This is a genomic window from Streptomyces sp. NPDC026575 (assembly GCF_055567415.1).
Window position 1 is genome coordinate 239866 of the sequence record NZ_JBVHQM010000006.1, and the last position, 22075, is coordinate 261940.

At 70.9% G+C, this 22075-nt stretch carries 19 protein-coding genes; 8 read left to right on the forward strand and 11 right to left on the reverse strand.

Annotated elements, in window-relative coordinates:
• Positions 1–234 precede the first annotated feature (234 nt).
• Complete coding sequence (gene trhA / locus ACZ4NB_RS10875) at positions 235–951, forward strand: PAQR family membrane homeostasis protein TrhA (protein ID WP_467660146.1); 717 nt, start codon at positions 235–237, stop codon at positions 949–951.
• Positions 952–1134: 183 nt separating this feature from the next.
• Positions 1135–1770: a TetR/AcrR family transcriptional regulator gene (locus ACZ4NB_RS10880; RefSeq protein WP_467660148.1), complete on the forward strand. Its 636-nt coding sequence runs from the start codon at positions 1135–1137 to the stop codon at positions 1768–1770.
• Here ACZ4NB_RS10880 and ACZ4NB_RS10885 read toward each other — a convergent pair.
• The 5 genes from ACZ4NB_RS10885 to ACZ4NB_RS10905 all read right to left on the reverse strand — a co-directional run bounded on the left by ACZ4NB_RS10885 (position 1760) and on the right by ACZ4NB_RS10905 (position 7530).
• Positions 1760–3112 (reverse strand): amidase, encoded by a 1353-nt coding sequence (locus tag ACZ4NB_RS10885; protein WP_467660150.1) that lies wholly within the window; start codon positions 3110–3112, stop codon positions 1760–1762. The genes ACZ4NB_RS10880 and ACZ4NB_RS10885 overlap by 11 nt on opposite strands.
• A gap of 65 nt (positions 3113–3177) precedes the next feature.
• A complete protein-coding gene (locus ACZ4NB_RS10890) occupies positions 3178–5220 on the reverse strand; it encodes a thioredoxin domain-containing protein (RefSeq protein ID WP_467660151.1) in 2043 nt (680 codons plus the stop codon).
• Positions 5221–5582: 362 nt separating this feature from the next.
• Complete coding sequence (locus ACZ4NB_RS10895) at positions 5583–5849, reverse strand: hypothetical protein (RefSeq protein ID WP_467660153.1); 267 nt, start codon at positions 5847–5849, stop codon at positions 5583–5585.
• 19 nt (positions 5850–5868) lie between these two features.
• Entirely contained in the window at positions 5869–7038 is a 1170-nt protein-coding gene (locus ACZ4NB_RS10900; RefSeq protein WP_467660154.1) for a hypothetical protein, read from the reverse strand.
• A gap of 87 nt (positions 7039–7125) precedes the next feature.
• Positions 7126–7530 carry a hypothetical protein gene (locus ACZ4NB_RS10905; protein WP_467660156.1) on the reverse strand — a complete coding sequence of 135 codons (405 nt, stop codon included), beginning with the start codon at positions 7528–7530 and terminating at the stop codon, positions 7126–7128.
• A gap of 678 nt (positions 7531–8208) precedes the next feature.
• Between ACZ4NB_RS10905 and ACZ4NB_RS10910 the strand changes: the two genes are divergently transcribed.
• On the forward strand, positions 8209–11481 hold the full coding sequence (locus tag ACZ4NB_RS10910; RefSeq protein WP_467660158.1) for a tetratricopeptide repeat protein: 3273 nt from the start codon (positions 8209–8211) through the stop codon (positions 11479–11481).
• A gap of 253 nt (positions 11482–11734) precedes the next feature.
• On the opposite strand, the gene ACZ4NB_RS10915 is transcribed toward ACZ4NB_RS10910, so the two are convergent.
• On the reverse strand, positions 11735–11986 hold the full coding sequence (locus ACZ4NB_RS10915) for an RAMP4 family protein (protein WP_467660160.1): 252 nt from the start codon (positions 11984–11986) through the stop codon (positions 11735–11737).
• 4 nt (positions 11987–11990) lie between these two features.
• Positions 11991–12863, reverse strand: coding sequence for a mycothiol conjugate amidase Mca (gene mca, locus ACZ4NB_RS10920; protein ID WP_384432507.1), 873 nt, complete (start codon positions 12861–12863; stop codon positions 11991–11993).
• 131 nt (positions 12864–12994) lie between these two features.
• On the opposite strand from mca, the gene ACZ4NB_RS10925 reads away from it, so the two are divergent.
• Entirely contained in the window at positions 12995–13405 is a 411-nt protein-coding gene (locus ACZ4NB_RS10925; protein ID WP_467660162.1) for a DUF4307 domain-containing protein, read from the forward strand.
• A 325-nt stretch (positions 13406–13730) separates the two neighbouring features.
• A complete protein-coding gene (greA, locus tag ACZ4NB_RS10930; RefSeq protein ID WP_384432513.1) occupies positions 13731–14228 on the forward strand; it encodes a transcription elongation factor GreA in 498 nt (165 codons plus the stop codon).
• A 93-nt stretch (positions 14229–14321) separates the two neighbouring features.
• Here the strand turns inward: greA and ACZ4NB_RS10935 are convergent, their stop codons facing one another.
• The 3 genes from ACZ4NB_RS10935 to ilvA form a co-directional block, all read right to left on the reverse strand.
• Positions 14322–15191: an ABC transporter permease gene (locus ACZ4NB_RS10935; protein WP_467660164.1), complete on the reverse strand. Its 870-nt coding sequence runs from the start codon at positions 15189–15191 to the stop codon at positions 14322–14324.
• The gene (locus ACZ4NB_RS10940; RefSeq protein ID WP_467660166.1) at positions 15188–16210 is read right to left on the reverse strand and encodes an ATP-binding cassette domain-containing protein; all 1023 of its coding nucleotides are present in this window, start codon (positions 16208–16210) and stop codon (positions 15188–15190) included. The genes ACZ4NB_RS10935 and ACZ4NB_RS10940 overlap by 4 nt, the downstream gene beginning before the upstream one ends.
• A gap of 219 nt (positions 16211–16429) precedes the next feature.
• A complete protein-coding gene (gene ilvA / locus ACZ4NB_RS10945; RefSeq protein ID WP_467660168.1) occupies positions 16430–17707 on the reverse strand; it encodes a threonine ammonia-lyase in 1278 nt (425 codons plus the stop codon).
• A gap of 163 nt (positions 17708–17870) precedes the next feature.
• Here ilvA and ACZ4NB_RS10950 point away from each other — a divergent pair, with 163 nt between their 5' ends.
• On the forward strand, positions 17871–18371 hold the full coding sequence (locus tag ACZ4NB_RS10950) for a MarR family winged helix-turn-helix transcriptional regulator (RefSeq protein ID WP_467660170.1): 501 nt from the start codon (positions 17871–17873) through the stop codon (positions 18369–18371).
• 173 nt (positions 18372–18544) lie between these two features.
• Here ACZ4NB_RS10950 and ACZ4NB_RS10955 read toward each other — a convergent pair whose 3' ends face one another.
• The gene (locus ACZ4NB_RS10955) at positions 18545–19705 is read right to left on the reverse strand and encodes a cystathionine gamma-synthase (protein WP_467660171.1); all 1161 of its coding nucleotides are present in this window, start codon (positions 19703–19705) and stop codon (positions 18545–18547) included.
• A 146-nt stretch (positions 19706–19851) separates the two neighbouring features.
• Here ACZ4NB_RS10955 and ACZ4NB_RS10960 point away from each other — a divergent pair, with 146 nt between their 5' ends.
• Both ACZ4NB_RS10960 and msrA read left to right on the forward strand, forming a co-directional pair.
• Positions 19852–21015, forward strand: a complete 1164-nt coding sequence (locus tag ACZ4NB_RS10960) for a hypothetical protein (protein WP_467660173.1) — start codon at positions 19852–19854, stop codon at positions 21013–21015.
• Between the two features lie 174 nt (positions 21016–21189).
• Positions 21190–21900, forward strand: a complete 711-nt coding sequence (gene msrA, locus ACZ4NB_RS10965; protein WP_467660175.1) for a peptide-methionine (S)-S-oxide reductase MsrA — start codon at positions 21190–21192, stop codon at positions 21898–21900.
• Positions 21901–22075: the final 175 nt, after the last annotated feature.

Here is a 22075-nt window from a genome sequence, read left to right on the forward strand (position 1 = left end):
TCCTAGATGAGGGTGTGGACGGATATCTGCCCGTTGTGACGGGATGATCCGCTTCTTTTGGTTGTCTGCCCCTTGGGGGCTGCGACCCGGATGCTTCGCGACCGCTCATCCGGTGCCGACCGCACTCATTTGATCATCCGACCCCAATAGAGTTCTGTCCAGAGGGCGACTTCGTGACCGTCACCACTTCCACATGAATCGGTAACTTACGGTTGCGTAGGTAGCATTGCGGCCATGACTTCCGCGCCCGACGCCGCCGAGAGCAAGCTCCCCTCCGCGCCGCCCGCGATCGCGGCGGTCACCGCCGCGGCCGCGCCCCTCAAGCCCAAGCTGCGGGGCTGGCTGCACGCCGGAATGTTCCCCGCCGTCCTCCTGTCCGGCGTCATCCTCACCGCCCTCGCCGACAGCCCCCGCGGCCGCCTGGCCTGCGCCATCTACACGCTGACCGCCTGCCTGCTGTTCGGCGTCAGCGCCCTGTACCACCGCGGCACTTGGAGCCCGCGGATGGACGGTGTGCTGCGCCGCCTCGACCACGCCAACATCTTCCTGATCATCGCCGGCACCTACACACCGGTGACCGTGCTGCTGGTGCCCGGATCCCGCGGCCAGGTGCTGCTCTGGGCGATCTGGGCGGCCGCGCTGGCCGGTATCGCCTTCCGGGTCTTCTGGGTCGGCGCGCCCCGCTGGCTCTACACCCCCTGCTACCTCGCCATGGGCTGGGCCGCCGTCTTCTTCCTCCCCGACTTCCTGCGCACCGGCGGTATCGCCGTGCTCGTGCTCGTCGTCGTCGGCGGCCTGCTCTACAGCGCCGGCGGCGTCATCTACGGCATCAAGCGCCCCAACCCCTCACCCCGCTGGTTCGGCTTCCACGAGGTCTTCCACTCCTTCACGCTCGCCGCCTTCGTCGTCCACTACGTCGGCATCTCCCTGGTGGCCTACACGCACGCCTGAGGCGCCCCTCCCCTCAGAACGCCCTCCCGGGCGGACGGAGCTGAGGCCACACCCCCTGCTTCACCCAACATCATCACCTCATACCCCAGCGTGACATGCCCCACTGACAGTCGGCCGCCGCGCGCCTCGGCGCACGGCCGCCGGCATGGCCGCACGCACGCCTGATGCCGGACAATGCCGGGCATGGCCTGCGCACGCATGAACGCCACCACCCGGCCCCGGACACCGCGGCCCGGGCTGCGTGAGCGGAAGAAGATCAAGACCCGGCAGGCGATCCGGCGGGCCGCCTACCGCCTCTTCGCGGAGCGCGGCTACCAGGCGACCTCCGTCGAGCGGATCGCCGAGGCCGCTGAGGTCTCGCTGAGCACGGTCTTCAGGTACTTCCCCACCAAGGAAGACCTGGTGCTGACGGACGAGTACGACACCCTGCTGGCGGCCGGGATCCGGGCCCGCCCCGCGGACGAGCCGATGGTGGAGTCGATACGGCGGGTCACCGCCGAGACGCTGGGCGAGATCGCCGCACAGGAAGGCGCCGAGCTCCTCCAGCGCATCCGGCTGATCCGCGATGTGCCCGCCATCCGGGGGCGTTCGGCGGAGCAGGCCGCCCGGATCGCCGAGCTGATCAGCGCGGCACTGGCCGAACGCGCCGGCCGCCCCGCCGACGATCTGGAGCTGCGGGTCGTCAGCGCGGCGATCCTGGCCGCGCTTCAGGAGGCGATGCTGAGCTGGGCCGCACAGAGCCCGACCGCCGACCCGGACGCGCTGATCGCGCTGATCGACCGGTCGATGGACGTACTGGCCCGGGGGCTCACCCTGTGAGGCCGGGCCGGCCGGGGCCCTCGGCCCTCGCCCCGCCCAGTACGCCCTCGATCCCGGCCGCCGCCGTCAGCAGGTCCTCGTCCGCTCCGAAGCCGCCGACCACCTGGAGACCGAGCGGCAGCCCGCCCGTGGCGTGGCCGGCGGGCAGACTGAGCGCCGGCAGACCGGCGTTGCTCCAGGGCAGGCACATGATGGAGGTGCCGGTGGTGGTGAGATCGGCCGGCGCGGGACCGGTGGCCGACGGGGCGATCCACAGCTCGACACCGGCGGCGCTCCCCTGTGCCGCGAGGCGCTCGCGGAACTCCGCGCGCCGGGCGCGGGCCGCTTCGTAGGCGGTCTCCTTGATCGTGTGGCCCTGCCGGATGGCGACCGCGGTCTGCTCCCGATAGCGGTCGCCGAAGCGCGCGAACCAGTCGGTGTGGGCCCGTGCGACCTCGTAGCGGTTCATCGTGAACAGCTGCGCCACGATCTGCTCGAAGTCGTCCATCACCGGGACCTCGCGGACCGTGTACCCGGCCGCCCGCAGCAGTTCCCCCTGGTCCTTGAAGGCGCGCAGCGCCTCCTCGCCGGCCCGCTCCAGATAGGGGCCGGCCGGTATGCCCAGCACCGGGCGCCGCTCGCCCGCCGCCGGCCGCGGTGCGCGCCACCCGTCGAGCAGCACCGACGCCGCCAGGGCGACACCCGCCACGTCCGTGGCGTAGCACCCGAGGGTGTCGAAACTGACGGCGTTGGGGATCACCCCGTCGACCGGGATCCGCCCGTAGGTGGGCTTGAAACCGGTCACGCCGCAGTACGCGGCCGGCCGGATCATCGAGCCGACGGTCTGCGTCCCGATGGCCAGCGGCACCATGCCGGCGGCCACCGCGGCAGCCGAACCGCTGCTCGACCCCCCGGGCGTGTGGGCCGGGTTGTGCGGATTGCGGGTCGGTCCGGGCGCCGTGACCGCGAACTCCGCCGTCACGGTCTTGCCCGCGATCAGCGCGCCGGCCGCGCACAGCCGGTCGACGGCCGCGGCCTGCGGACCGCCGAACTCCTCGGGCGGCAGCGCCGACCCGGCCCGGGTCGGCAGGCCGTCGACCCGCACGATGTCCTTGACGCCCACGGGGACGCCATGGAGCGGCGGCCGCGCCGCGGGTCCCGGCGCACCGGCCGCCGCCGCGACCCCCGCGGCCGCCGACAGCCGCGTCCGCCGTCCGGGCTCCGGCACGAAGGCCCGCACCCGTCGATCGACGGCGTCGACGCGGTCGCACGTACGGTGCGCCGCGGCGACCGGGTCGTCCGTACCGGCCCGCAGCGCCGCGGCCTCCTGGACAAGGGGACGCCGCCCCAGCAAGGTCCTCACTCCGGCAGCGTACAACTGCCCACCGACAGCGGCCGGTTGACGACCGCGGCGCCCGGCGGGCGGCCTCACCCCCGCAGCCGGTCGCCCAGTTCCTCCGGGTCCGTCGTGGGGCGCTCGCAGGTGAAGTGGCGGCAGACGTACGCGGCCGGGCCACCGTCGACCAGGGGGCGGTCCTTGAGCAGCGGCACCTCGTCGGCGTCGTCGGAGCCCGGGGCGCCCAGCGCGACCACCGCTCCGGGGGCGGTGCCGAGCAGCGCGGCCTTGTGCAGCGCCGCGGTGGCCGGGTCGCCCTGCGGGCCGACGACCGCGATCTCCCACGGCCCGTCCAGCGCGGCCTCGGCGACGGCGAGCCCCCAGCCGATGAAGCGCGGGGCCCGGCCGCCGAGCGCGGTGACGATGCCCAGCGCCCGCTCCGCGGCGCCCCGGTGGAGGTCGCTCCCGGTCAGCGCCGCGTACGACAGCAGGGCACCGGCCGCCGCGGTCCAGCCCGAGGGCGTGGCGTTGTCGGTCGGGTCCTGGGGGCGGCGGATCAGCGTCTCGGCGTCGGCCGCAGTGTCGTACAGCGCGCCGTCCTCGGTGGTGAACTGCAGCAGCACGGTGTCCAGGAAGAAGCCCGCGAACTCCACCCAGACGCCCTCCCCGGTGACCGAGGCCAGGGTGAGGAAGCCCTCGGCGACGTCGGCGTAGTCCTCCAGCACACCGGAGTTGGCGCCGGGGACGCCGTCGCGGGAGGTGCGGTGCAGCCGGGCCTGCCAGTCCATGTGGACCCGGACCAGCAGGTCGGCGGCGTCGGTGGCGGCCTGGATCAGGTCCGGGCGGTCGAAGTAGGCGCCGGTCTCGGCGAGCGCGGCGATGGCCAGCCCGTTCCAGGCGGCGACGACCTTGTCGTCCCGCCCGGGGCGGGGCCGCTCGGCGCGCGCCGCCAGCAGCCGCTCCTTGACGGCGACCAGTCGCTCGGCGTCCACCAGGCCGTCGGTGTCGGGGAGCTGGAGCACCGAGGCGCCCTCCTCGAAGGTGCCCTCCTCGGTGACGCCGAAATAGGTGGCGGCGAACTCCGCGTCCTTCTCCCCCAGTACGGTGCGCAGCTGCTCCGGCGTCCATACGTAGTAGGCGCCCTCGACGTGCCGCCCCGTGCCGTCGTCGCTGTCCGCATCGAGGGCGGAGGCGAAGCCGCCCTGCTCGGTGCGCAGTTCACGGACCATGAAGTCGGCGGTCTCGACGGCGATCCGGCGGGCCAGGTCCGAGCCGGTCGAGCGCCACAAGTGGGCGTAGGTCCGGCACAGCAGCGCGTTGTCGTAGAGCATCTTCTCGAAGTGCGGCACGGTCCACGTGGCGTCCACCGCATAGCGCGCGAAACCGCCGCCGAGCTGGTCGTAGACACCGCCGCGGGCCATCGCCTCACAGGTCGCCCGCACCATGTCCAGGGCGCCCTCGGAACCGGTGCGGGCGTGGTGGCGGAGCAGGAACTCCAGCGCCATGGACGGCGGGAACTTGGGGGCGCCGCCGAACCCGCCGCGCACCGCGTCGAATTCACGGGTCAGGCCCATCAGGGCGGTGTGCAGCTCCTCGGGGCGCGGCGGCCGCCGGTCGGCGGGCAGCGCATCGGTCAGCGAGCGCCCGGCCAGGTCGGCGACGATCCGCCCGGCGACCTCGCCGACCTCGTCGCGGCGGTCGGCCCAGGCGGCGCGCACCCCCTCCAGGACCTGCCCGAAGGACGGCATCCCGTGCCGGGGCTCGGGCGGGAAGTACGTACCGAAGTAGAAGGGCTCGGCGTCGGGGGTGAGGAAGACGGTCATCGGCCAGCCGCCCTGGCCGGTGGCGGCCTGCACGGCCTCCATGTACACGGCGTCGACGTCCGGGCGCTCCTCGCGGTCGACCTTGACCGCCACGAAGTGCGCGTTGAGCTGCGCGGCGGTGGTCTGGTCCTCGAAGCTCTCGTGGGCCATGACATGGCACCAGTGGCAGGCCGAGTAGCCGACCGACAGCAGAACGGGCACATCGCGCCGCCGTGCTTCCTCGAAGGCATCCGGTCCCCAGGGCCACCAGTCGACCGGATTGTCAGCATGCTGAAGCAAGTAAGGCGAGGTCACGCCAGCCAACCGGTTCATACGGCCCAGCCTCTCACAGCGCTCCCTCCTGACGGCGAAACCCGCGCAGCCCTGCCTCGCTCGGCCGATCTGCACTTATACGGCCGGAAAGTCGGCTCAGCCCGGGTAGTCCGTGGCGGGGAGGGCACCCCGGATGTGGCGGTAGCCGGGCTCATCCCACCGCTCGAAAGGTGGCGCCGCCTCCCTTCGGGGTGGGCGAGGTGGCGGCGTGATCCAGACGCCCGATGGTTCGGCCAACGATCTGCTGAAGTGGCGGTTCCGCGCCCCTGCCGGCAAGCCACGCAGCACCCCGCCGCCGTTGTCCTGCGCGGTGCGGGTGCACCGCGGCACCGCCCAGGGCGCTGGGCGTCAGAAGGAGCCCATCACGGTCCCAGGGTCTTGGCGACCACCGCCACGGCGACAATCATTGCCATCGCCAGAATGGCCAGCCGCAAGCGCTCTTTGCGCCACGCCAAGATCGACAAGGCCGCAGACAGAGTAAAAGTGAGGGTGAGCGCGGAGAGTCCCGGATTCCGCCAACCTTCCTCCCGCACGAACACAACAATGAAGAATACCGCCATCGCGGACAGGGCGACAGCTATGCGACTGAGCTTCGACCGCTTGCCCACGTTTGATCGCTCAACGCTCACTGACGCGCACCCTTCCGAATCACGCCACTGCATTGTCATAGCTCTTCCCGGGAACGGGAAACTTTTTGACCTTCGCCTCCATGCCGGCCGATTCTCGACCACACTCCGCATAGCCGGCCTTGGAGAGCATCATAGCAACATCAATCGCCTTGACGATTTTCTCGTATTTCTCGACTGCTTGGAGAGCGTTTTTCGCCACCAGAGCCCATGCCGCCGCGGTTCCAATCAAGCCGACCCCCGTCTCTGCGGCAGCCAGCCCTGCCATGAATTCAATGAATGCCTCGATCGCCAAATCGGAGATAAACATCAGACCGGCCTTCACCGACTCCGCCATCCCGTAGGCAAGGTTCGCCACCGCGGCATAGTTCGCCTTCAGAGAATCAAATGAATCCGCAGCCGAGTCCAGTAGATTGGCAATTTCTTCAAAATAGACACAAGCCGCGTCTGCCGCATTACCCGTCCAGGTGATCGATATCGAACCGGTTCCATGGTTGATATTCGCGGCCACCAAACGACAGAACTCGCCCAAGTTCCCCCACAGTCCGGCACATTTCAGATACCCCTCCCAATCCCCGCCAACGAGGTTGGCTAGTTCACCGAAGGGGTCGAAATCGAAGAACAGCTTGCACCCTTCGGTGACAATAGCCGTCGGACTGAGCATATCAAGCGCCGTGCCGAAGGTCTTGAAAGCGCCATTGAACTGAAATTCTTCTGCGTGACCCTCTGCCCAGTTCTGGGCTTTCCCGATGACATCGAAAAATCCGGGATCCGCCTCCAGCGGCTTCAGCTTGCCCCGCGCATCATTGGCATCCCGAAAGTCCCCGGCACTCGCGGGAGCGTACTCACCATCCGGATTCCCACGCTTCGATTTTGGGTAAGTGGAATCAATTTGGACAGCTTGCTCATGGTCTGTGACCTGGTAGTACTTGGCTGATTTTTTGAGCTCCTCGGCCGAGACTTCCAAGAGGCCACCGACCTTGTGCAGAAACCTCTTGACTTCGTGAACGCGTTCCGTATGGTTCCCGTAGGCGTCTTTCCACCATTGACCGATCAGCCCTTCCTCTACATCGAAGCCATCTTCGTTCGCTTTGTTGTCGATATACGCGATACCTTCCTGCATATCTTCTGCTGCCCGGTCGATCAGCTTGGCGAAGCCCGCGATGTCCGCAGGGCGTACGCTGAAACTCACGCTTACTCTTTCCCCGATTATTCTCGCGGTGATGCCGCGACGTGTGTGCGCGTACGAAGATGCGCCACCAAGATGCTTCCCTCTTCGCTAATACAGCGACCAAGAGCTTCCGTCGTGACGCCCCTTGGCGCCGCGTCCGGTGGTATCGCGCTTTCCCCGCTCGGACTCTTCGAGCTCTCGGCGCTCGTCTTCGAGGAATCTCTCACCATCGGCCGCGAGCCGCTCCCGATCAATTTCGGAGAGCGAATCCCATTCCTGCTTGGAAGCCTGAAATTTGTCGATCATATGATTCGCATAGGCAGGAATGCTGACCGCTTCGCGCAGACCGACACGGCCAGAGAGGACCTCGTCCGCCATTTCCTTGAGAACATCTCCAGCTCCCCCCTTGGCGAGCTGTTCCAGACTCTTGCGCATGATGCTTGCTGCGGCCGGGTCCCTGGCAATCTCCAAAAATTCCGAATCGTCCACCTGCCTTGACTGACCGTCAGCCATGAAGCCTCCCCGTAAGAATTTGAATGACGCAAGGAACCCCGTGGGCGCAACTTCGACTCACGCCACTAGCCCACTCGAAATGAGCTGGCGAACCGGCTATAGACAAGTTATCCGGAAGTGAGGTGAGAGTTCCGACGCAGAGAAGCGAGCGACCGCCCGACGTACCAGGCATCGCCGCGGCGATTTTTCTGCAAATTCCCGAATCGGCACGCCAGAGAAATCTGTCGACTCGGAACTGCTTTCATGCCTTACGGCACGGAATTCCACATCACCCCCCGATAACGTATCCATTCATCACCCGAGCCGTGAAGTCCGGCCGAGAAAAATGCCCCGCGCCCCACCGTACATTACCGCCGATACCCTGTCCCGCCGCATACTCAAGGAGCACAAACGCGCCAAATTTCAGCCGACATCGATAACTCAGCCATATCTCTGGAACTAATAATGACGGCGATATCGCGATAGTGGCAATTTTGCACCATTTGAGCCAGGCCACGCAGGAATTCGCAAGGTGGCGCAGCGGGTCAGGAGCGGCAGGGGAGAGTGTCCGGCCGGGTCCGAGGTTATCCACAGGTCTGCCGGAATCCGTGCGGACGCGGAAGACTGTGCGTACGGCGAAGATCACCGCCCGGGCGCGGGACCGCCGACGACTGCGGGGACTGCTGGAGGGGGAGAGGCATGTCGGGCTCACCGGCCGCGCTGCGCGCGGATCATCGGGCGGCGGCGGAAGCTCTGTTGACCAGGGCCGTCGAGGAGGAGGTGCGGCGCTCGGACGGACGGCTGGACGCCGGCACGCTGCGCGGCAGAGCGCAGGCGGCGCTGGAGGATCTGGCGGGCAGCGCCGCCGAGGAGTACACCGCGTATGTCCGGGCCCTGGACGAAGCGGCCGCCGGTCAGCCGTCGCTGGCACAGCGGCTGTCCCGCAAGGAACTGGGCACCCCCGCGGTGGCGACGGCGGTCGCGGCGGTGGCGGCGTTCGCCACGGACCTCGCGTACGGCACGGGCGCGGGCGCGGCGCTGGGCGTGGGGGCCGCCGTGGTGGTGGCGGGCGCGGCGGCCACGATCGTGAAGCTGACCGCGGGGCACTGGCCGGCGGCGCACCGCCAGGCCGGGCTGCGCGGTCAGCCCGGCGGCCCGGAGCAGCTGCGGCTGCAGTGGCTGACGGCATTCGAGGTCCGGGGCGTCCGGCCGTTCCTGGACCAGCAGCGGATGCTGACGGCGGCGGCCGCGGCGGCCCAGCCGGCCACCGCGTCGAAGACCGCCCGGGGGCCGCAGCTGCGCGGCGTGGACCGCAGCGCGGCCGCCCGGCAGCGGTCCGTACTGGAGCACTCGTTCTCCCAACTCCCCCGCCCCGACGGCCCGTTCGCGGGGAGGAGGGAGGAACTGGCGCGGATCGCGCAGTGGGTGCACGCCGCCCGCGCGAGCACCGAGACCAAGCCGACGGTGGTGGTGCTGCACGGCGAGCCGGGCTCGGGGCGCACCGCGCTGGCGGTGCGGGCCGCGCACCAGCTGCGCGATCAGTTCCGCGGCGCCTGTGTGGTGGACCTGCGCGGGGACACCCCCGGTGAGGTGCCGCTGCCGACCCGGGACGCACTGCTGCATCTGCTCAACCGCCTTGGCGCACCGCGCGAGCAGCTGCTGTTCCGCGAGCGCCCGTCCCAGGAGCAGCACGTCAAGCGGCTCACGGAGCTCTACCACCAGCATCTGACGGGCCTTCCGGTGACGGTCCTGCTGGACGACGCCTCGGACCCCGAGCAGGTGCGCACGCTGGTCCCGGACCGCTCCGACAGCCTGGTGCTGGTCACGTCCAGGGCGCCGCTGGAGCTGCCCGGGGACCTGCCCGCGTGGGTGCACCAGCTGCCCGTGGGGCCACTGGACGCGGCGGGCACCGAAGAGCTGCTGCGCACCGCCGCGGCGGACGGTGCGCAGGCGCCGGACGAGGCGGCTGCGCCCGAGTCCGGGGCGATCGAGGAGATCTCCGCGCTGTGCGCGGGGCTGCCGCTGGCGCTGCGGGTGGCGGGCTCCTCGCTGGGATCGCGCACGGCCGCCGCGCTGGCCGCCGACCTGGCGGCCCACGACACGGCGTCCCCGGTGGAGCGGGCGCTGTCGCTGCGCTACGCCGACCAGTCCGAGACGGCCCGGCGGCTGCTGCGCCGACTGGCGCTGGTGGGCCGGGCGAGCCTGGGGGCGGCGGCCGCGGCGGCGCTGCTGGACGTCGACGGCACGGAGGCGGAGCGGCAGCTGACGACCCTGGCCCGGGCCGGGCTGATCGAGCACGTCCGCGGCGAGCGCTACCGCCTGCACGCCCTGGTGCACCGCTTCGCCCACGGCCGGCTGGTGGCCGAGGAGGACGCCGACGAGCGCGGTGTGGCCCAGGAGCGGCTGATCCGCGGCTATGCGGAGCTGGCCGACTCGGTCATCCGGCTGGTCGACGGCCGGACGTCGACCCGCGCCGACCGCTTCGGCTCGCACGGCTTCACGTCTCTGGACGCCGCCCTGCAGTGGCTGGACGACGAGACCAGCTTCATCACTGCCGCGCTGCGCCACGCCGACCAGGGCGTGGACCAGGCGGCGGTCTCCCATCTGCTGGGCGCGCTGGCCGACTACTGCCTGCTGCGCGGCGACCTCTACCGCCTGGGCGAGCTGAGCGAGCTGACCCGGGCGGTCGGCCAGGGGCTGCTGGTCCGCTCGGTGCAGTGGCGTACGGGTGTGGCGGCCCGCCAGCTCGGCGAGCTCGACAAGGCCCGCACGACCCTGTCGTCGGTGGTCGATCTCTACTTCGAGGCGCAGCATCCGGCGGGCGCCGCCCGCGCGCTGCGCGACCTGGGCATCACCCTCCAGCAGCAGGGCGACCTCACCGAGGCCGCGGCCAAGCTCCGCGAGGCCCTGGAGCTTCAGTCGGGCCCGGACCTGCGCGGCGACCGGGCCTGGACCCTGCACGCCCTGGCGGCGGTGGAGCGCGACCGGGCGCGGATCGCCGAGGCCATCGCCATGCTCCGCGAGGCGCTGGAGCTGCACGAGGAGAGCGAGAGCCTGCACGGCCAGGCGTGGGCGCACTTCCAGCTCGGCCAGGTGCATCTGCGGATGGGCGAGGTGCCGCGGGCCGAGAGCGCGCTGCACGCCGCACTGGAGCTGTACGGCCGGACGCACGACGAGCGGGGCGAGGCCTGGGCGATGACGCAGCTGGCCCGCGCCCGGCTGCTGGACGGCGAGCCCGGGCCCGCGGCGGACGGGCTGCGGCAGGCGCTGCCGCTGCACCATCGGCACGAGGACGCCCGCGGTGAGGCATGGACGATGTACTACCTGGGCCAGGCACTGGAGGAGCGCGGCGAGCACGACGCCGCGCTGCGGCAGCTGGAGCGCTCGCGGACGATGTTCAGCAGGATGCAGGACGGCTACGGCCTGGCCTGCGCCCGGCACCACTCGGGGCGGGTCACCCGCGATCTGCGGGCGGCGCAGACCGGTTCGCTGCGCAACAGCGGCTTCGCCCGCCAGCTGCTGCAGGACGCCCGCAGGGACTTCCAGCGGATCGGGGTGCCGCACGGCGAGGCGTGGTCATGCCTGGAGCTGGTGATCATCGACGCCGGCAACGGCCGGGCGGCGCAGGCGCTGGAGCTGGCCGACGAGGCGGCCCGGATATTCGACGGCTACGGCGACCGGCGCGGTGCGGACTGGGCGCGGTTCCTGCGCTGCACGCTGCTGCCGTTCGCCTCACCGGGCGGCAGCGTGGTGGGTACGGCCGTCGCCCAGGAGGAGCTGGCCCAGCTGGTGGGGGACGGGCATCCGCTGCGCGACGCGAAGCTGGAGGACTGCGCGGAGGCGTTCGCCCTGCTCCTGGACCGCGGAGTGGAGCCGGAATCGGGCTGGCAGGCTTGGCGCCTGGGCATGGTGCCCAACCGCCACGCACGCGAGGTCATGGGGGTGCTGGTCACACCGGGCGTCGCGGAGTGACCCGGGGCGCCGGTCCGGGGCCACGCCGGGCCCATGACGCCCGGCCCGACCGCGTCGGCGCCCGGCGGCCGCGGGCATGCGGCCCGGCTCGCTGACCGCGCGGGCCAGCGAGCCGCCGGGACGGCGGGCCGGCCTGAGCCATTCGGCCGGCCCTGGAGGCCGTATCCCGGTCTGCGGGGACCGGCGAGCCCGTGCGGCCGGTCGGCCGGGCCCTCGCCCGGCGGCCCTGCCGCACACCCGCCGATCCGCCCCCTCAGCCGGTCTTCGGTTCGGCGGCCGTCGCGGTGGCCGAGGCGCGGGTGCCCGCCTCGCCCTCCTCCGGCTGCTCGACGAAGTCCACCTTCTTCATGTGCTTGTTCATGGACTTCATCAGCAGCCACACGGCGCCGCCGATGACCGCGAAGACGATGAAGCCGAGGACGCCGGGGGTCACCTTGTTCTTGTCGAAGCTGTCGGCAAGGGTGACGAAGTGCGTCAGGGCGAGGGTGCTGGTCGCGCTCATCATGGGCTCAATTGTTGCGGATGCCCGCGAAGAGGTCGTCCTCGGGGAGGGAAGTGTCCACGAGCGACTTCGCGAGCTCGTACTCCTCCGTCGGCCAGACCTCGCGCTGGATGTCCATCGGCACCCGGAACCAGCCGCCGTCGGGGTCGATCTGGGTGGCGTGCGCGATCAGCGCCTTGTCCCGGATCTCGAAGAACTCGTCGCAGGGGACGTAGGTGGTCAGCGTGCGCTCACGCTGCTCGAACTGCTTCCAGCGCTCCAGCCACTCGCCGTAGGGCGAGTCCATACCGCGCGCCAGCAGCGCCTCGTGCAGCGCGATCGTGCGCGGCTTGTTGAAGCCCTGGTTGTAGTAGAGCTTCTGGGGCTGCCAGGGCTCGCCGGCCTCCGGGTACTTCTCCGGGTCGCCGGCCGCCTCGAAGGCCACCATCGTGATCTTGTGGGTCATGATGTGGTCCGGGTGCGGGTAGCCGCCGTTCTCGTCGTAGGTCGTGATGACCTGCGGCTTGAACTCCCGGATCAGCTTCACCAGCCGCCCGGCCGCCTCCTCGACGTCCTGCAGCGCGAAGCAGCCCTCCGGCAGCGGCGGCAGCGGGTCGCCCTCGGGCAGCCCGGAGTCGACGAAGCCCAGCCACTCCTGCTTCACGCCCAGGATCTCGCGGGCCTCGTCCATCTCCCGCTTGCGCACTTCGTGGATGTGCTCCTCGATGTACGGGTCGCCCTGGAGCTTGGGGTTGAGGATGGAGCCCCGCTCACCGCCTGTGCAGGTGGCGACCAGCACGTCCACCCCCTCGGACACGTACTTGGCCATGGTGGCCGCACCCTTGCTCGACTCGTCGTCGGGGTGGGCGTGGACCGCCATCAAACGCAGCTGCTCAGTCAAGACTCGATCCTCAGGTAAGCGCCGGAGAAGATGCCTCCTATAGTGACCGAAGCGAGGGGGCGCTGTATTCCCTGGGGCGGGGACCCCCCGGGGGTTTCCGACCGAGGTCCCCGTAGGCAGGAGGACTGATCATGGCCGCGGTGCGCGAAGGGCTCCCCGAGGGACGCTACGGCCGCTCCGCGGACCAGCGTGCGGACCGCAAGCTCAAGATCGTCGGCGCGGTGTTCGGCGTCGCGCTGCTGGGCGTGGTCGGCTGGTCGGGCGCCTCCTACATCGCGGGCCAGGACCTCAGCGGCCGCGTGATCACCTGGGACGCGGTGTCCGACCACGCCGTCAAGGTGCACCTCGAAGTCGTCAAGGACGCCGACGCCAAGGGTGTGTGCACCCTGCGCTCGCAGTCCGCGGACGGCGCCGAGGTCGGCCGCAAGGACGTCGCCGTCGATCAGCGCACGGAGCAGGTGGACACCGAGGTCACGCTGCGTACGACGAAGCGCGCGACCAACGCGGTACTGGTGGGCTGCACGGCGGCCGGCAAGGGCTGAGCACAGAGCCGCGCCCGGCGCCCGCAAGGGATGGCAGGCGACCGCGGCCGGCAAGGACTCGGCGCGCCCGGTGGGCCGTGACCGCACCGCGACGGCCCGGCGACCGCCCGCAACCACGCCGTCGGCCACGCCCGGCCGCCGCCGACCCGCAGGCGTGTCGTGACCGCCTCTGATCAGGGATGATGCGTTCCTGTGCGGCGACTGTGAATTTCCTCTTCCCCGTTTTGTGCCGGAATTGTTAGGCTCGTGGTTTCGCCCACCTGTGAAGGCGCAAACCTTCCTGGTAGGGCGTTTGATTTATCCCCAGTACCGACGAGGAGCACCTGTGACCCAGACCAGCGAGAACGTCACCTGGCTGACCCAGGAGGCGTATGACCAGCTCAAGGCCGAGCTGGAGCACCTGTCTGGTCCCGCACGCGCCGAGATCACCGAGAAGATCGCGGCGGCCCGCGAGGAAGGTGACCTGAAGGAGAACGCCGGGTACCACGCGGCCAAGGAAGAGCAGGGCAAGCAGGAGCTTCGCGTCCGCCAGCTGACCCAGCTGCTGCAGACCGCGAAGGTCGGCGAGGCCCCCGCCGCGACCGGCGTCGTCGCTCCCGGCATGGTCGTCACCATCGCGTTCGACGGGGACCCCGACGACACGCTGTCGTTCCTTCTGGCCTCGCGGGAGTACGCGAGCTCGGACATCGAGACCTACTCCCCGCAGTCGCCGCTGGGTACGGGCGTGAACGGCAAGAAGGTCGGCGCCGACGCGGAGTACGAGCTCCCCAACGGCAAGAAGGCGAGCGTGCGGATCCTCGACGCCAAGCCCTACAGCGGCTGAGTCCCGAGGCATCCCAGGCAGTGCCGAAGCGGCCCGGAGCATCGCGCTCCGGGCCGCTTCGCCGTGTCCGCGCGCTTCGCGCGCCCGGGCCCCTCAGGCCGTCGCCGACCGGTACTTGCGGACCGCCAGCGTCCGGAAGCCCGCAATGATCAAGACAGACCAGATCACCGAGGCCAGCACTGGGTGCTGCATCGGCCAGGCGTCCGGCACCGGGTAGTTCGGCGGCAGGTTCCCGAACAGGTCGCGGCAGGCCATGACCGTCGCGCTGAAGGGGTTCCAATCCGCGACGGTTTGAAGGAACGCGGGCATGTTCTCCGATGGTACGAACGCGTTGGAGATGAAGGTGAGCGGGAAGAGCCAGATCAGCCCGCCGGAGGTGGCCGCCTCGGGCGTACGCACCGAGAGGCCGATGAGCGCGCCGATCCAGGAGAAGGCGTAGCCGAGCAGGAGCAGCAGGGCGAAGCCGGCGAGCACCTCGGCGATGTTCTCGTGGGTGCGCCAACCGATCAGCAGCGCGACCACCGCCAGCACCACCAGCGTCAGCGCGGTCTGCACCAGGTCGGCCAGGGTCCGGCCGGTGAGCACCGCACCGCGCGCCATCGGCAAGGAGCGGAACCGGTCCACAAGCCCCTTGTGCATGTCGTCGGCGATGCCCGCGCCCGCGCCGGCCGTGGCGAACGTGACGGTCTGCGCGAAGATCCCGGCCATCAGGAACTCGCGGTATCCGTCGGGGCTGAGACCCGCACCTGGGACGTTGATGGAGCCGCCGAAGACGTAGCTGAACAGCACCACGAACATGATCGGCTGGATGAGCCCGAAAATGACCACTTCGGGAATCCGGGCCATGCGAATCACGTTCCGCCGGGCGATCACCAGCGAGTCCCGGATGGACCGGCCGACACCGCCGCGGGACTGCGGGGCGGGAGCGTGGGAGCCACCGGCCGCTTCGGTCACCGTCGTCACTTCACACCCTCCTTCCGGCGCCCGCCCGTTGCGGCGTCGGCGCCGTCCGCCCCTGCCGGGGCAGCGGCCTCGTCCGTCGTCTCGGCGGCGTGCCCGGTCAGCGAGATGAACACATCGTCGAGAGTGGGGCGGCGCAGCCCGATGTCGTCGATCTCCACGCCCCGCACGTCCAGTTCGCGGATGACCTCGGCGAGGAGCTTGGCGCCGCCGGTCACCGGGATCGTGAGCTTGCGGATATGCGGTTCGACCGTGCTCTCGCCCTTGGCGAAGCCGCGCAGGACCTCGTCGGCGACGGTGAGGTGCTCGGGCGCGTGCACCACGACCTCCACCCGCTCGCCGCCGGTGCGCGCCTTGAGCTGGTCGGCGGTGCCGCGGGCGATGACCTTGCCGTGGTCGACGACGCAGATGTCGTGCGCGAGGCGGTCGGCCTCCTCCAGGTACTGGGTGGTGAGCAGCAGCGTCGTGCCGCCCGCGACCAGCTCCTGTATGACGTCCCACAGCGCCTGGCGGTTGCGCGGGTCCAGGCCGGTGGTCGGCTCGTCCATGAACATCACGGGCGGGCTGACGACCAGCGCGGCCGCGAGGTCGAGGCGGCGGCGCATCCCGCCGGAGTAGGTCTTGGCGGTGCGCTCGGCGGCGTCGCCGAGGTGGAAGCGCTCCAGCAGCTCGGCGGCCCGGCGCTTGGCGTCGCGACCGCTCATCTGGTAGAGCTGACCGACCATCACCAGGTTCTCGCGACCGGTCAAGTACTCGTCCACGGCGGCGAATTGGCCCGAGAGGCCGATCGACCGGCGTACCTTGTCGGGGTGCGCGAGGACATCGATCCCGGCGACCTGCGCCCTGCCGCTGTCGGGCCGGAGAAGGGTCGTCAGAACCCGTACGGCGGTGGTTTTGCCGGCACCGTTCGGGCCGAGCATTCCGAGGACGGTTCCTTCGGGAACGTCGAGGTCGACGCCGTCCAGTGCCCTCACATCGCCGAAGGTCTTCACCAGACCTTCGGCGTAAATGGCGCCTGGCATAGGGGTACCCCCATAGCTTGGGTCAGTTCCAGATCGAATGTTACGTTCGGCGACCTATAGGCCCCCTGTACGCATTTGTCCGCAACGGAACGCCACGACCGACCGGCATCCCGCGACCGCGATGCTACTCCCCAACGCGATACATCGCGATACAAATTTCGAATCCCGTCGGCCCCCCGCGCCCGGCCCCCTCGGGTCACCGCGCGGCGCCGCCGCCGGTCACTCCGCCACCGCGTAGCCCGCCCCGCTCAGCGCCGCGCGCACCTCGGCGCAGTGCGCCGGGCCCTTGGTCTCCAGATGCAGCTCCACCTCGACCTCGGTCAGCCCGAGCCGCGGATCGGTACGCACATGACCGATGTCCAGGACGTTGGCGTCGACCACCGTCAGCACCCCGAGCATCGCCTCCAGCGCCCCCGGCCGGTCCGTCAGCCGCAGCCGCAGCGAGAGGTAGCGGCCGCCGGCCGCCATGCCGAACCGCAGGATGCGCTGCATCAGCAGCGGGTCGACGTTCCCGCCGGACAGCACCGCCACCACCGGCCCCTCGAAGGACGTCGGGTCCGCGAGCAGCGCCGCCACCGGACTCGCCCCGGCCGGCTCCACCACCAGCTTCGCCCGCTCCAGGCACAGCAGCAGCGCGCTGGACAGCTCGTCCTCGGAGACCGTGCGGACCTCGTCCACCAGCTCCCGGACGATCTCGAAGGTCACCTCGCCGGGCCGCCCGACCTTGATGCCGTCCGCCATCGTCGACAGCCCCTCGACCGCCACCGGACGCCCCGCCGCCAGCGACGGCGGATAGCAGGCCGCACCGGCCGCCTGCACCCCGATGACCTTCACATCCGGCCGCAGCGCCTTGACCGCGAGCGCGATCCCCGCCGCGAGCCCGCCGCCGCCGACCCCCACGACGATGCTGCGCACCTCCGGGCACTGCTCCAGGATCTCCAGACCGACCGTGCCCTGGCCGGCGATGACGTCGCGGTGGTCGAAGGGGTGGATGAAGACCGCGCCGGTCCGCCGCGCGTACTCCTCGGCGGCGGCCAGCGTCTCGTCGACCACCTGGCCCTCCAGCCGCACCTCGGCGCCGTAGTCGCGGGTCGCGGCGACCTTCGGCAGCGGCGCGCCGACCGGCATGAACACCGTCGAGCGCACCCCGAGCAGGGACGCCGCGAGCGCCACGCCCTGGGCGTGGTTGCCGGCGCTCGCGGCCACCACACCGGCCGCCCGCTCCTGCGCGCTCAGCCCGGCGATCCGTACATAGGCGCCGCGGATCTTGAACGAGCCGGTGCGCTGGAGGTTCTCGCACTTGAGGTGCACCGGCGCACCGACCAGCCCGGACAGATAGCGGCTGCCCTCCATCGCGGTGGCCCGGGAGACCCCGGAGAGGATCTTGTGCGCCTCGCGTACGTCATCGACCGTGATCGGACCGCCGGCGAGCCGGCCGGCGGCGGGGGGCTCGGATGCGCAGGGATGGTGCGGCGTACGCGGCGGAGGAGCGGCCATGCCGCCAGTCTCGCAGTTCGCCCGGCGCCCGGCCCGTCCGTCCAAAGGGCGGGCAGGGGTTACAGGGCGTTATCAAAATGGGCAGCACAGGTACGCTCCGCGCCGGGTCCGCGTACGCTGTCCTCCCACCCATACGCATATCCATCGAAGCGAGCTCCCGGCCATGCCCACCTCTTCGGACATGACGACCCACACCGATCCCGCTCTCCTCGACGCGCTGCAGCACCAAGTGGCCGTCTTCGCCCGCCGCGCGGAACAGAGCCGGCTCGGCGGCGTCGGTCAGGCGCGCAACTCCATGGACCGCGCCGCGTACCTGCTGCTCAACCGCCTCGACCAGGAAGGCCCGATGGGCGTCAAGGCCCTGGCCGCCGGCATGGGCATCGACTCCTCGACGGTCACCCGGCAGGTCGCCCCGCTGGTCGACTCCGGGCTGGTCAGCCGCGCCACCCACCCCGAGGACGGCCGGGCCGTGGTGCTCCAGCTGTCCGAGCGCGGGCACGCCCGGCTCGACGAGGTGCGCGCCTCGCGCCGGGCGCTGATGGAACTGGTGACGGAGGGCTGGTCCGAGGAGGAGCGCGCGGCCTTCACCACGCTCCTGACCCGCTTCAACGCCTCCCTCTCCGACATCACCGCGTCCCTGACGCCGACGGGCCCGGCCTCCTGACGCCGAAGGGGCCTGCCTTCTGAAACCGACGGGACCGGCCTCCGGACACCGCCGGGGCACGACGCCCCGCCGCGCCGATCCCCAGCGCCCGCCGCCGTCCGCCACCACCCCCCGTACACAAGGGCGGTGACGGACCGGCGCGGCACCGGCCCGTCGGACCGGTGCCCGGGTGATCAGCCCAGCGCCTGCGTCAGATCGGCCAGCAGGTCGTCGGCGGACTCGATGCCGACCGAGAGGCGCACGAGGTCACCGGGGACCTCCAGCGCCGAACCGGCCGTCGAGGCGTGGGTCATCCGCCCCGGGTGCTCGATGAGCGACTCCACACCGCCCAGCGACTCCCCGAGGATGAACAGCTCGGCGCGGTTGCAGACCTCCACCGCCGCCTGCTCGCCGCCCGCGACCTGGAACGACACCATGCCGCCGAAGGAGCGCATCTGCTTGGCGGCGACCTCGTGGCCCGGGTGCTCGGCCAGGCCCGGGTAGAAGACGCGGGTCACCTTCTTGTGGGAGGCCAGCATCTCGGCGACGCGCGCCGCGTTGGCGCTGTGCCGGTCCATGCGTACGGCCAGCGTCTTGATGCCGCGCATCACCAGCCAGGCGTCGAACGGGCCGGCGACCGCGCCCATCGCGTTCTGGTGGTAGGCGAGTTCCTCGCCGAGGGTGTCGTCGTTGACGACCAGGGCGCCGCCGACCACGTCCGAGTGGCCGCCCATGTACTTGGTGGTGGAGTAGACCACCACATCGGCACCGAGGGCGAGCGGCTGCTGGAGGTAGGGGCTGGCGAAGGTGTTGTCGACGACGAGCTTGGCGCCCGCGTCCCGCGCGATGCCGGCCAGCGCCGCGATGTCGGTGATGCCGAGCAGCGGGTTGCTGGGCGTCTCCACCCAGATCGCCTTCGTGCGGGGCCGCAGCGCCGCGCGGACGGACTGCGGGTCGGAGGTGTCGGCCACCGACCACTCCACGCCCCACCGCTCGACGACCTTCGCGAAGAGACGGAACGTTCCGCCGTAGGCGTCGTTGGGGATGACGACATGGTCGCCGGGGCTCAGCAGGGTCCGCAGCAGGCAGTCCTCGGCGGCGAGGCCGGAGGCGAAGGCCAGGCCGCGGCGGCCGCCGTCCAGGGCGGCGAGGTTCTCCTCCAGGGCGGTACGGGTCGGGTTGGCGCTGCGGCTGTACTCATAGCCGCCGCGCAGCCCGCCCACCCCGTCCTGCTTGTACGTGGACACCTGGTAGATGGGCGGCACCACCGCGCCGGTCGCCTGGTCGGGCTCTTGGCCTGCGTGGATGGCACGGGTCTCGAAATGCTGGTGGCGCTGGTCGCGCTGATCGCTCATGCCTGCCGAGGGTAGTCGGCTCCGCCCTTTCCGGAACTTTCTGGTTCGCTGGATAGTGGATACATACAAGGGAGCCGCACACCGGTTCCCACCGCGCCGCCTCAGCACCCGCCCCGCCGCACAGCTACAGGTACAGGACACCTCACATGGACGCTCTGCTGGTTCTCCTCGCCGCGCTCGCGCTCGGCGGCTTCGTCTTCCTGCCCTGGATGCGCCGCCGGCGGGCCGCCACCCACACCCAGCGGGGCCTGGTGGTGGCCGCCGACCCGATGGCGGGCTACGGCTTCGTGCCCCTGGAGGAGCTGGACGTACGGCTGCCGGGCCCCGACGAGGAGCTGGACGCCGCGCTGGCCGAGATGCGCCGGACGCACGACTGGCGCCCGGCGGCCGAGCTGCTGAAGTCCACCGGCGACGACTGGGAGCGCCGCTGGCAGCGGGTGCAGACGCTGGCCGGCGCGGCCGCGTTCGAGCTGGCCGGGGGCGATGGGGGTACCGCCCTGCTGCACAAGAGCTCGGGGGAGGAAGCGGACGGGCGGCGCCGGACGGGCGGCATCTGGCTGCGGACCTGGCGCTCGGAGGCGCCGAAGGACCCCGGCGGCGCCCAGACGCACGCCCAGTTCCTGGTCGTCCAGGCGCTGCGCGACCCGGGCTCGCAGGACTTCCGGATGATCCTGGAGGAGGCCCGTACGGTCTGCCGGGAGGCGGCGCTGCTGGCCCCCGGCAGCCCGATCCCGTACATCACGGAACTGGCCGTCGCCCGCGGCCTGGGCGACCGCCCCGCCGACTACGAGGAGCTGTGGGCCAAGGTCGCCCAGCGCGCCCCGCAGCACATGGGCGCCCATCTCGCCGCCCTCCCCTACTGGTCGCAGAAGTGGCACGGCTCCCGTAAGGAGGCCGAAGCCTTCGCCGAGCGCGCGGCGGCCGGCGCCCCCGCGGGGACCCTGCTCCCGGCGCTCCCCCTCTTCGCGGTCTACGAGCACCTCCCCGAGGCCAACATGGTCCGCAGCCTCTACCAGAGCGCGGTCGTCGAGCGCGCCATCGAGGGCGCCCACTTCGCACTCCGCGAGGCCCCCGCCGACCACCCCATGGCGCCGCACGTCCGCCATCTGCTGGTGTGGTTCCTGGTCCGCGCCGAGCGCTACGCCGAGGCCATGGAGCAGCTCCGCCTCGTCGACGGCCACGTCGGCGCCGTCCCCTGGTCCTACGGCCACAGCCCCGCCGCCGAATACGCCGCCTACCGCGCCCTGGCCATCGCCGGCTGGGAACAGCTCGGCGGAACGTCGGCGGGGTTCCCCCCGGCGGGCAACTAGGGGAAGCGCCCGCCTGCGCGCACGGCACGCCGGGGGGAGCGCAATGTGCTCCCGTCCCGGACGGAATGCCGTCCCGCCCCTGGACGTTGGTGTCATTGCACACCAGCCCGGCCCGCCTCCCCCACTCGCTCCGCCCGGTCCTCCACTCTCCGTCCTCCCAGGAGCCTGATCCCCATGCTGTTCTCCCGCTTCAAGACCCACCTGCCCACCCCCGAGGAAGCCCTTGAGGGCCGCCCCGAGCGGGCCTTCACCGTCCCCGACCGGCACACCGTCCTCGGCAACCCGCTGCTGGGCCCGTATCCGGACGGCCTGGAGACCGCCGACTTCGGCCTGGGCTGCTTCTGGGGCGCCGAGCGGAAGTTCTGGCAGACCGACGGCGTGTGGACCACCCTCGTCGGCTATCAGGGCGGGCACACCCCGAACCCCACCTACGAAGAGGTCTGCAGCGGCCACACCGGCCACACCGAGGCCGTCCGCGTCGTCTTCGACCCGGCGGTCGTCCCGTACACCGCCCTGCTGAAGCTCTTCTGGGAGTCCCACGACCCCACCCAGGGCTTCCGCCAGGGCAACGACACGGGCACCCAGTACCGCTCCGCGATCTACACCCACTCCCCCGCCCAACAGCAGGCCGCCGAATCCTCCCGCGACGCCTACCGCACCGTCCTGCGCACCTCCGGCTACGGCGACATCACCACGGAAATCCTCCCGGCCGACACCACCCGCCCGTTCTATCCGGCGGAGGGCTACCACCAGCAGTACCTCGACAAGAACCCGTCGGGTTACTGCGGGATCGGGGGGACGGGGGTCAAGCTAAGTGCCCCGTCCGAAACGAACTGGGGTCGGTCTTGCCCGACGGGGATCGCCCCTGCTCCCGGCGAGGAGTAGACGACGCTGGATCCCTCATCGCACTGGGGCGTGTGCCCGCAGTTCGACACATGGCCACAACTGAGCGACAGCAGGGAGAAGCTCCTGCCGTTCAGCGTGAAGAAGCCCGTGAACGTGCTGAGCACGCTCGGCGTCGTCGCCGAGCGTCGGCGATCAGTCGTCGGCAGAGGCGCGC

What these genes read in the sequence shown, in the direction of transcription:
- ACZ4NB_RS10905 (WP_467660156.1), bottom strand. Translation starts at nt 7,530, where the DNA reads ATGGCTGACGGTCAGTCAAGGCAGGTGGACGATTCGGAATTTTTGGAG.
- msrA (WP_467660175.1), top strand. Translation starts at nt 21,190, where the DNA reads ATGCTGTTCTCCCGCTTCAAGACCCACCTGCCCACCCCCGAGGAAGCC.
- ACZ4NB_RS10950 (WP_467660170.1), top strand. Translation starts at nt 17,871, where the DNA reads ATGCCCACCTCTTCGGACATGACGACCCACACCGATCCCGCTCTCCTC.
- ACZ4NB_RS10925 (WP_467660162.1), top strand. Translation starts at nt 12,995, where the DNA reads ATGGCCGCGGTGCGCGAAGGGCTCCCCGAGGGACGCTACGGCCGCTCC.
- ACZ4NB_RS10880 (WP_467660148.1), top strand. Translation starts at nt 1,135, where the DNA reads ATGGCCTGCGCACGCATGAACGCCACCACCCGGCCCCGGACACCGCGG.
- trhA (WP_467660146.1), top strand. Translation starts at nt 235, where the DNA reads ATGACTTCCGCGCCCGACGCCGCCGAGAGCAAGCTCCCCTCCGCGCCG.
- ACZ4NB_RS10915 (WP_467660160.1), bottom strand. Translation starts at nt 11,986, where the DNA reads ATGATGAGCGCGACCAGCACCCTCGCCCTGACGCACTTCGTCACCCTT.
- ACZ4NB_RS10955 (WP_467660171.1), bottom strand. Translation starts at nt 19,705, where the DNA reads ATGAGCGATCAGCGCGACCAGCGCCACCAGCATTTCGAGACCCGTGCC.
- ilvA (WP_467660168.1), bottom strand. Translation starts at nt 17,707, where the DNA reads ATGGCCGCTCCTCCGCCGCGTACGCCGCACCATCCCTGCGCATCCGAG.
- ACZ4NB_RS10910 (WP_467660158.1), top strand. Translation starts at nt 8,209, where the DNA reads ATGTCGGGCTCACCGGCCGCGCTGCGCGCGGATCATCGGGCGGCGGCG.
- ACZ4NB_RS10940 (WP_467660166.1), bottom strand. Translation starts at nt 16,210, where the DNA reads ATGCCAGGCGCCATTTACGCCGAAGGTCTGGTGAAGACCTTCGGCGAT.
- ACZ4NB_RS10890 (WP_467660151.1), bottom strand. Translation starts at nt 5,220, where the DNA reads ATGAACCGGTTGGCTGGCGTGACCTCGCCTTACTTGCTTCAGCATGCT.
- ACZ4NB_RS10960 (WP_467660173.1), top strand. Translation starts at nt 19,852, where the DNA reads ATGGACGCTCTGCTGGTTCTCCTCGCCGCGCTCGCGCTCGGCGGCTTC.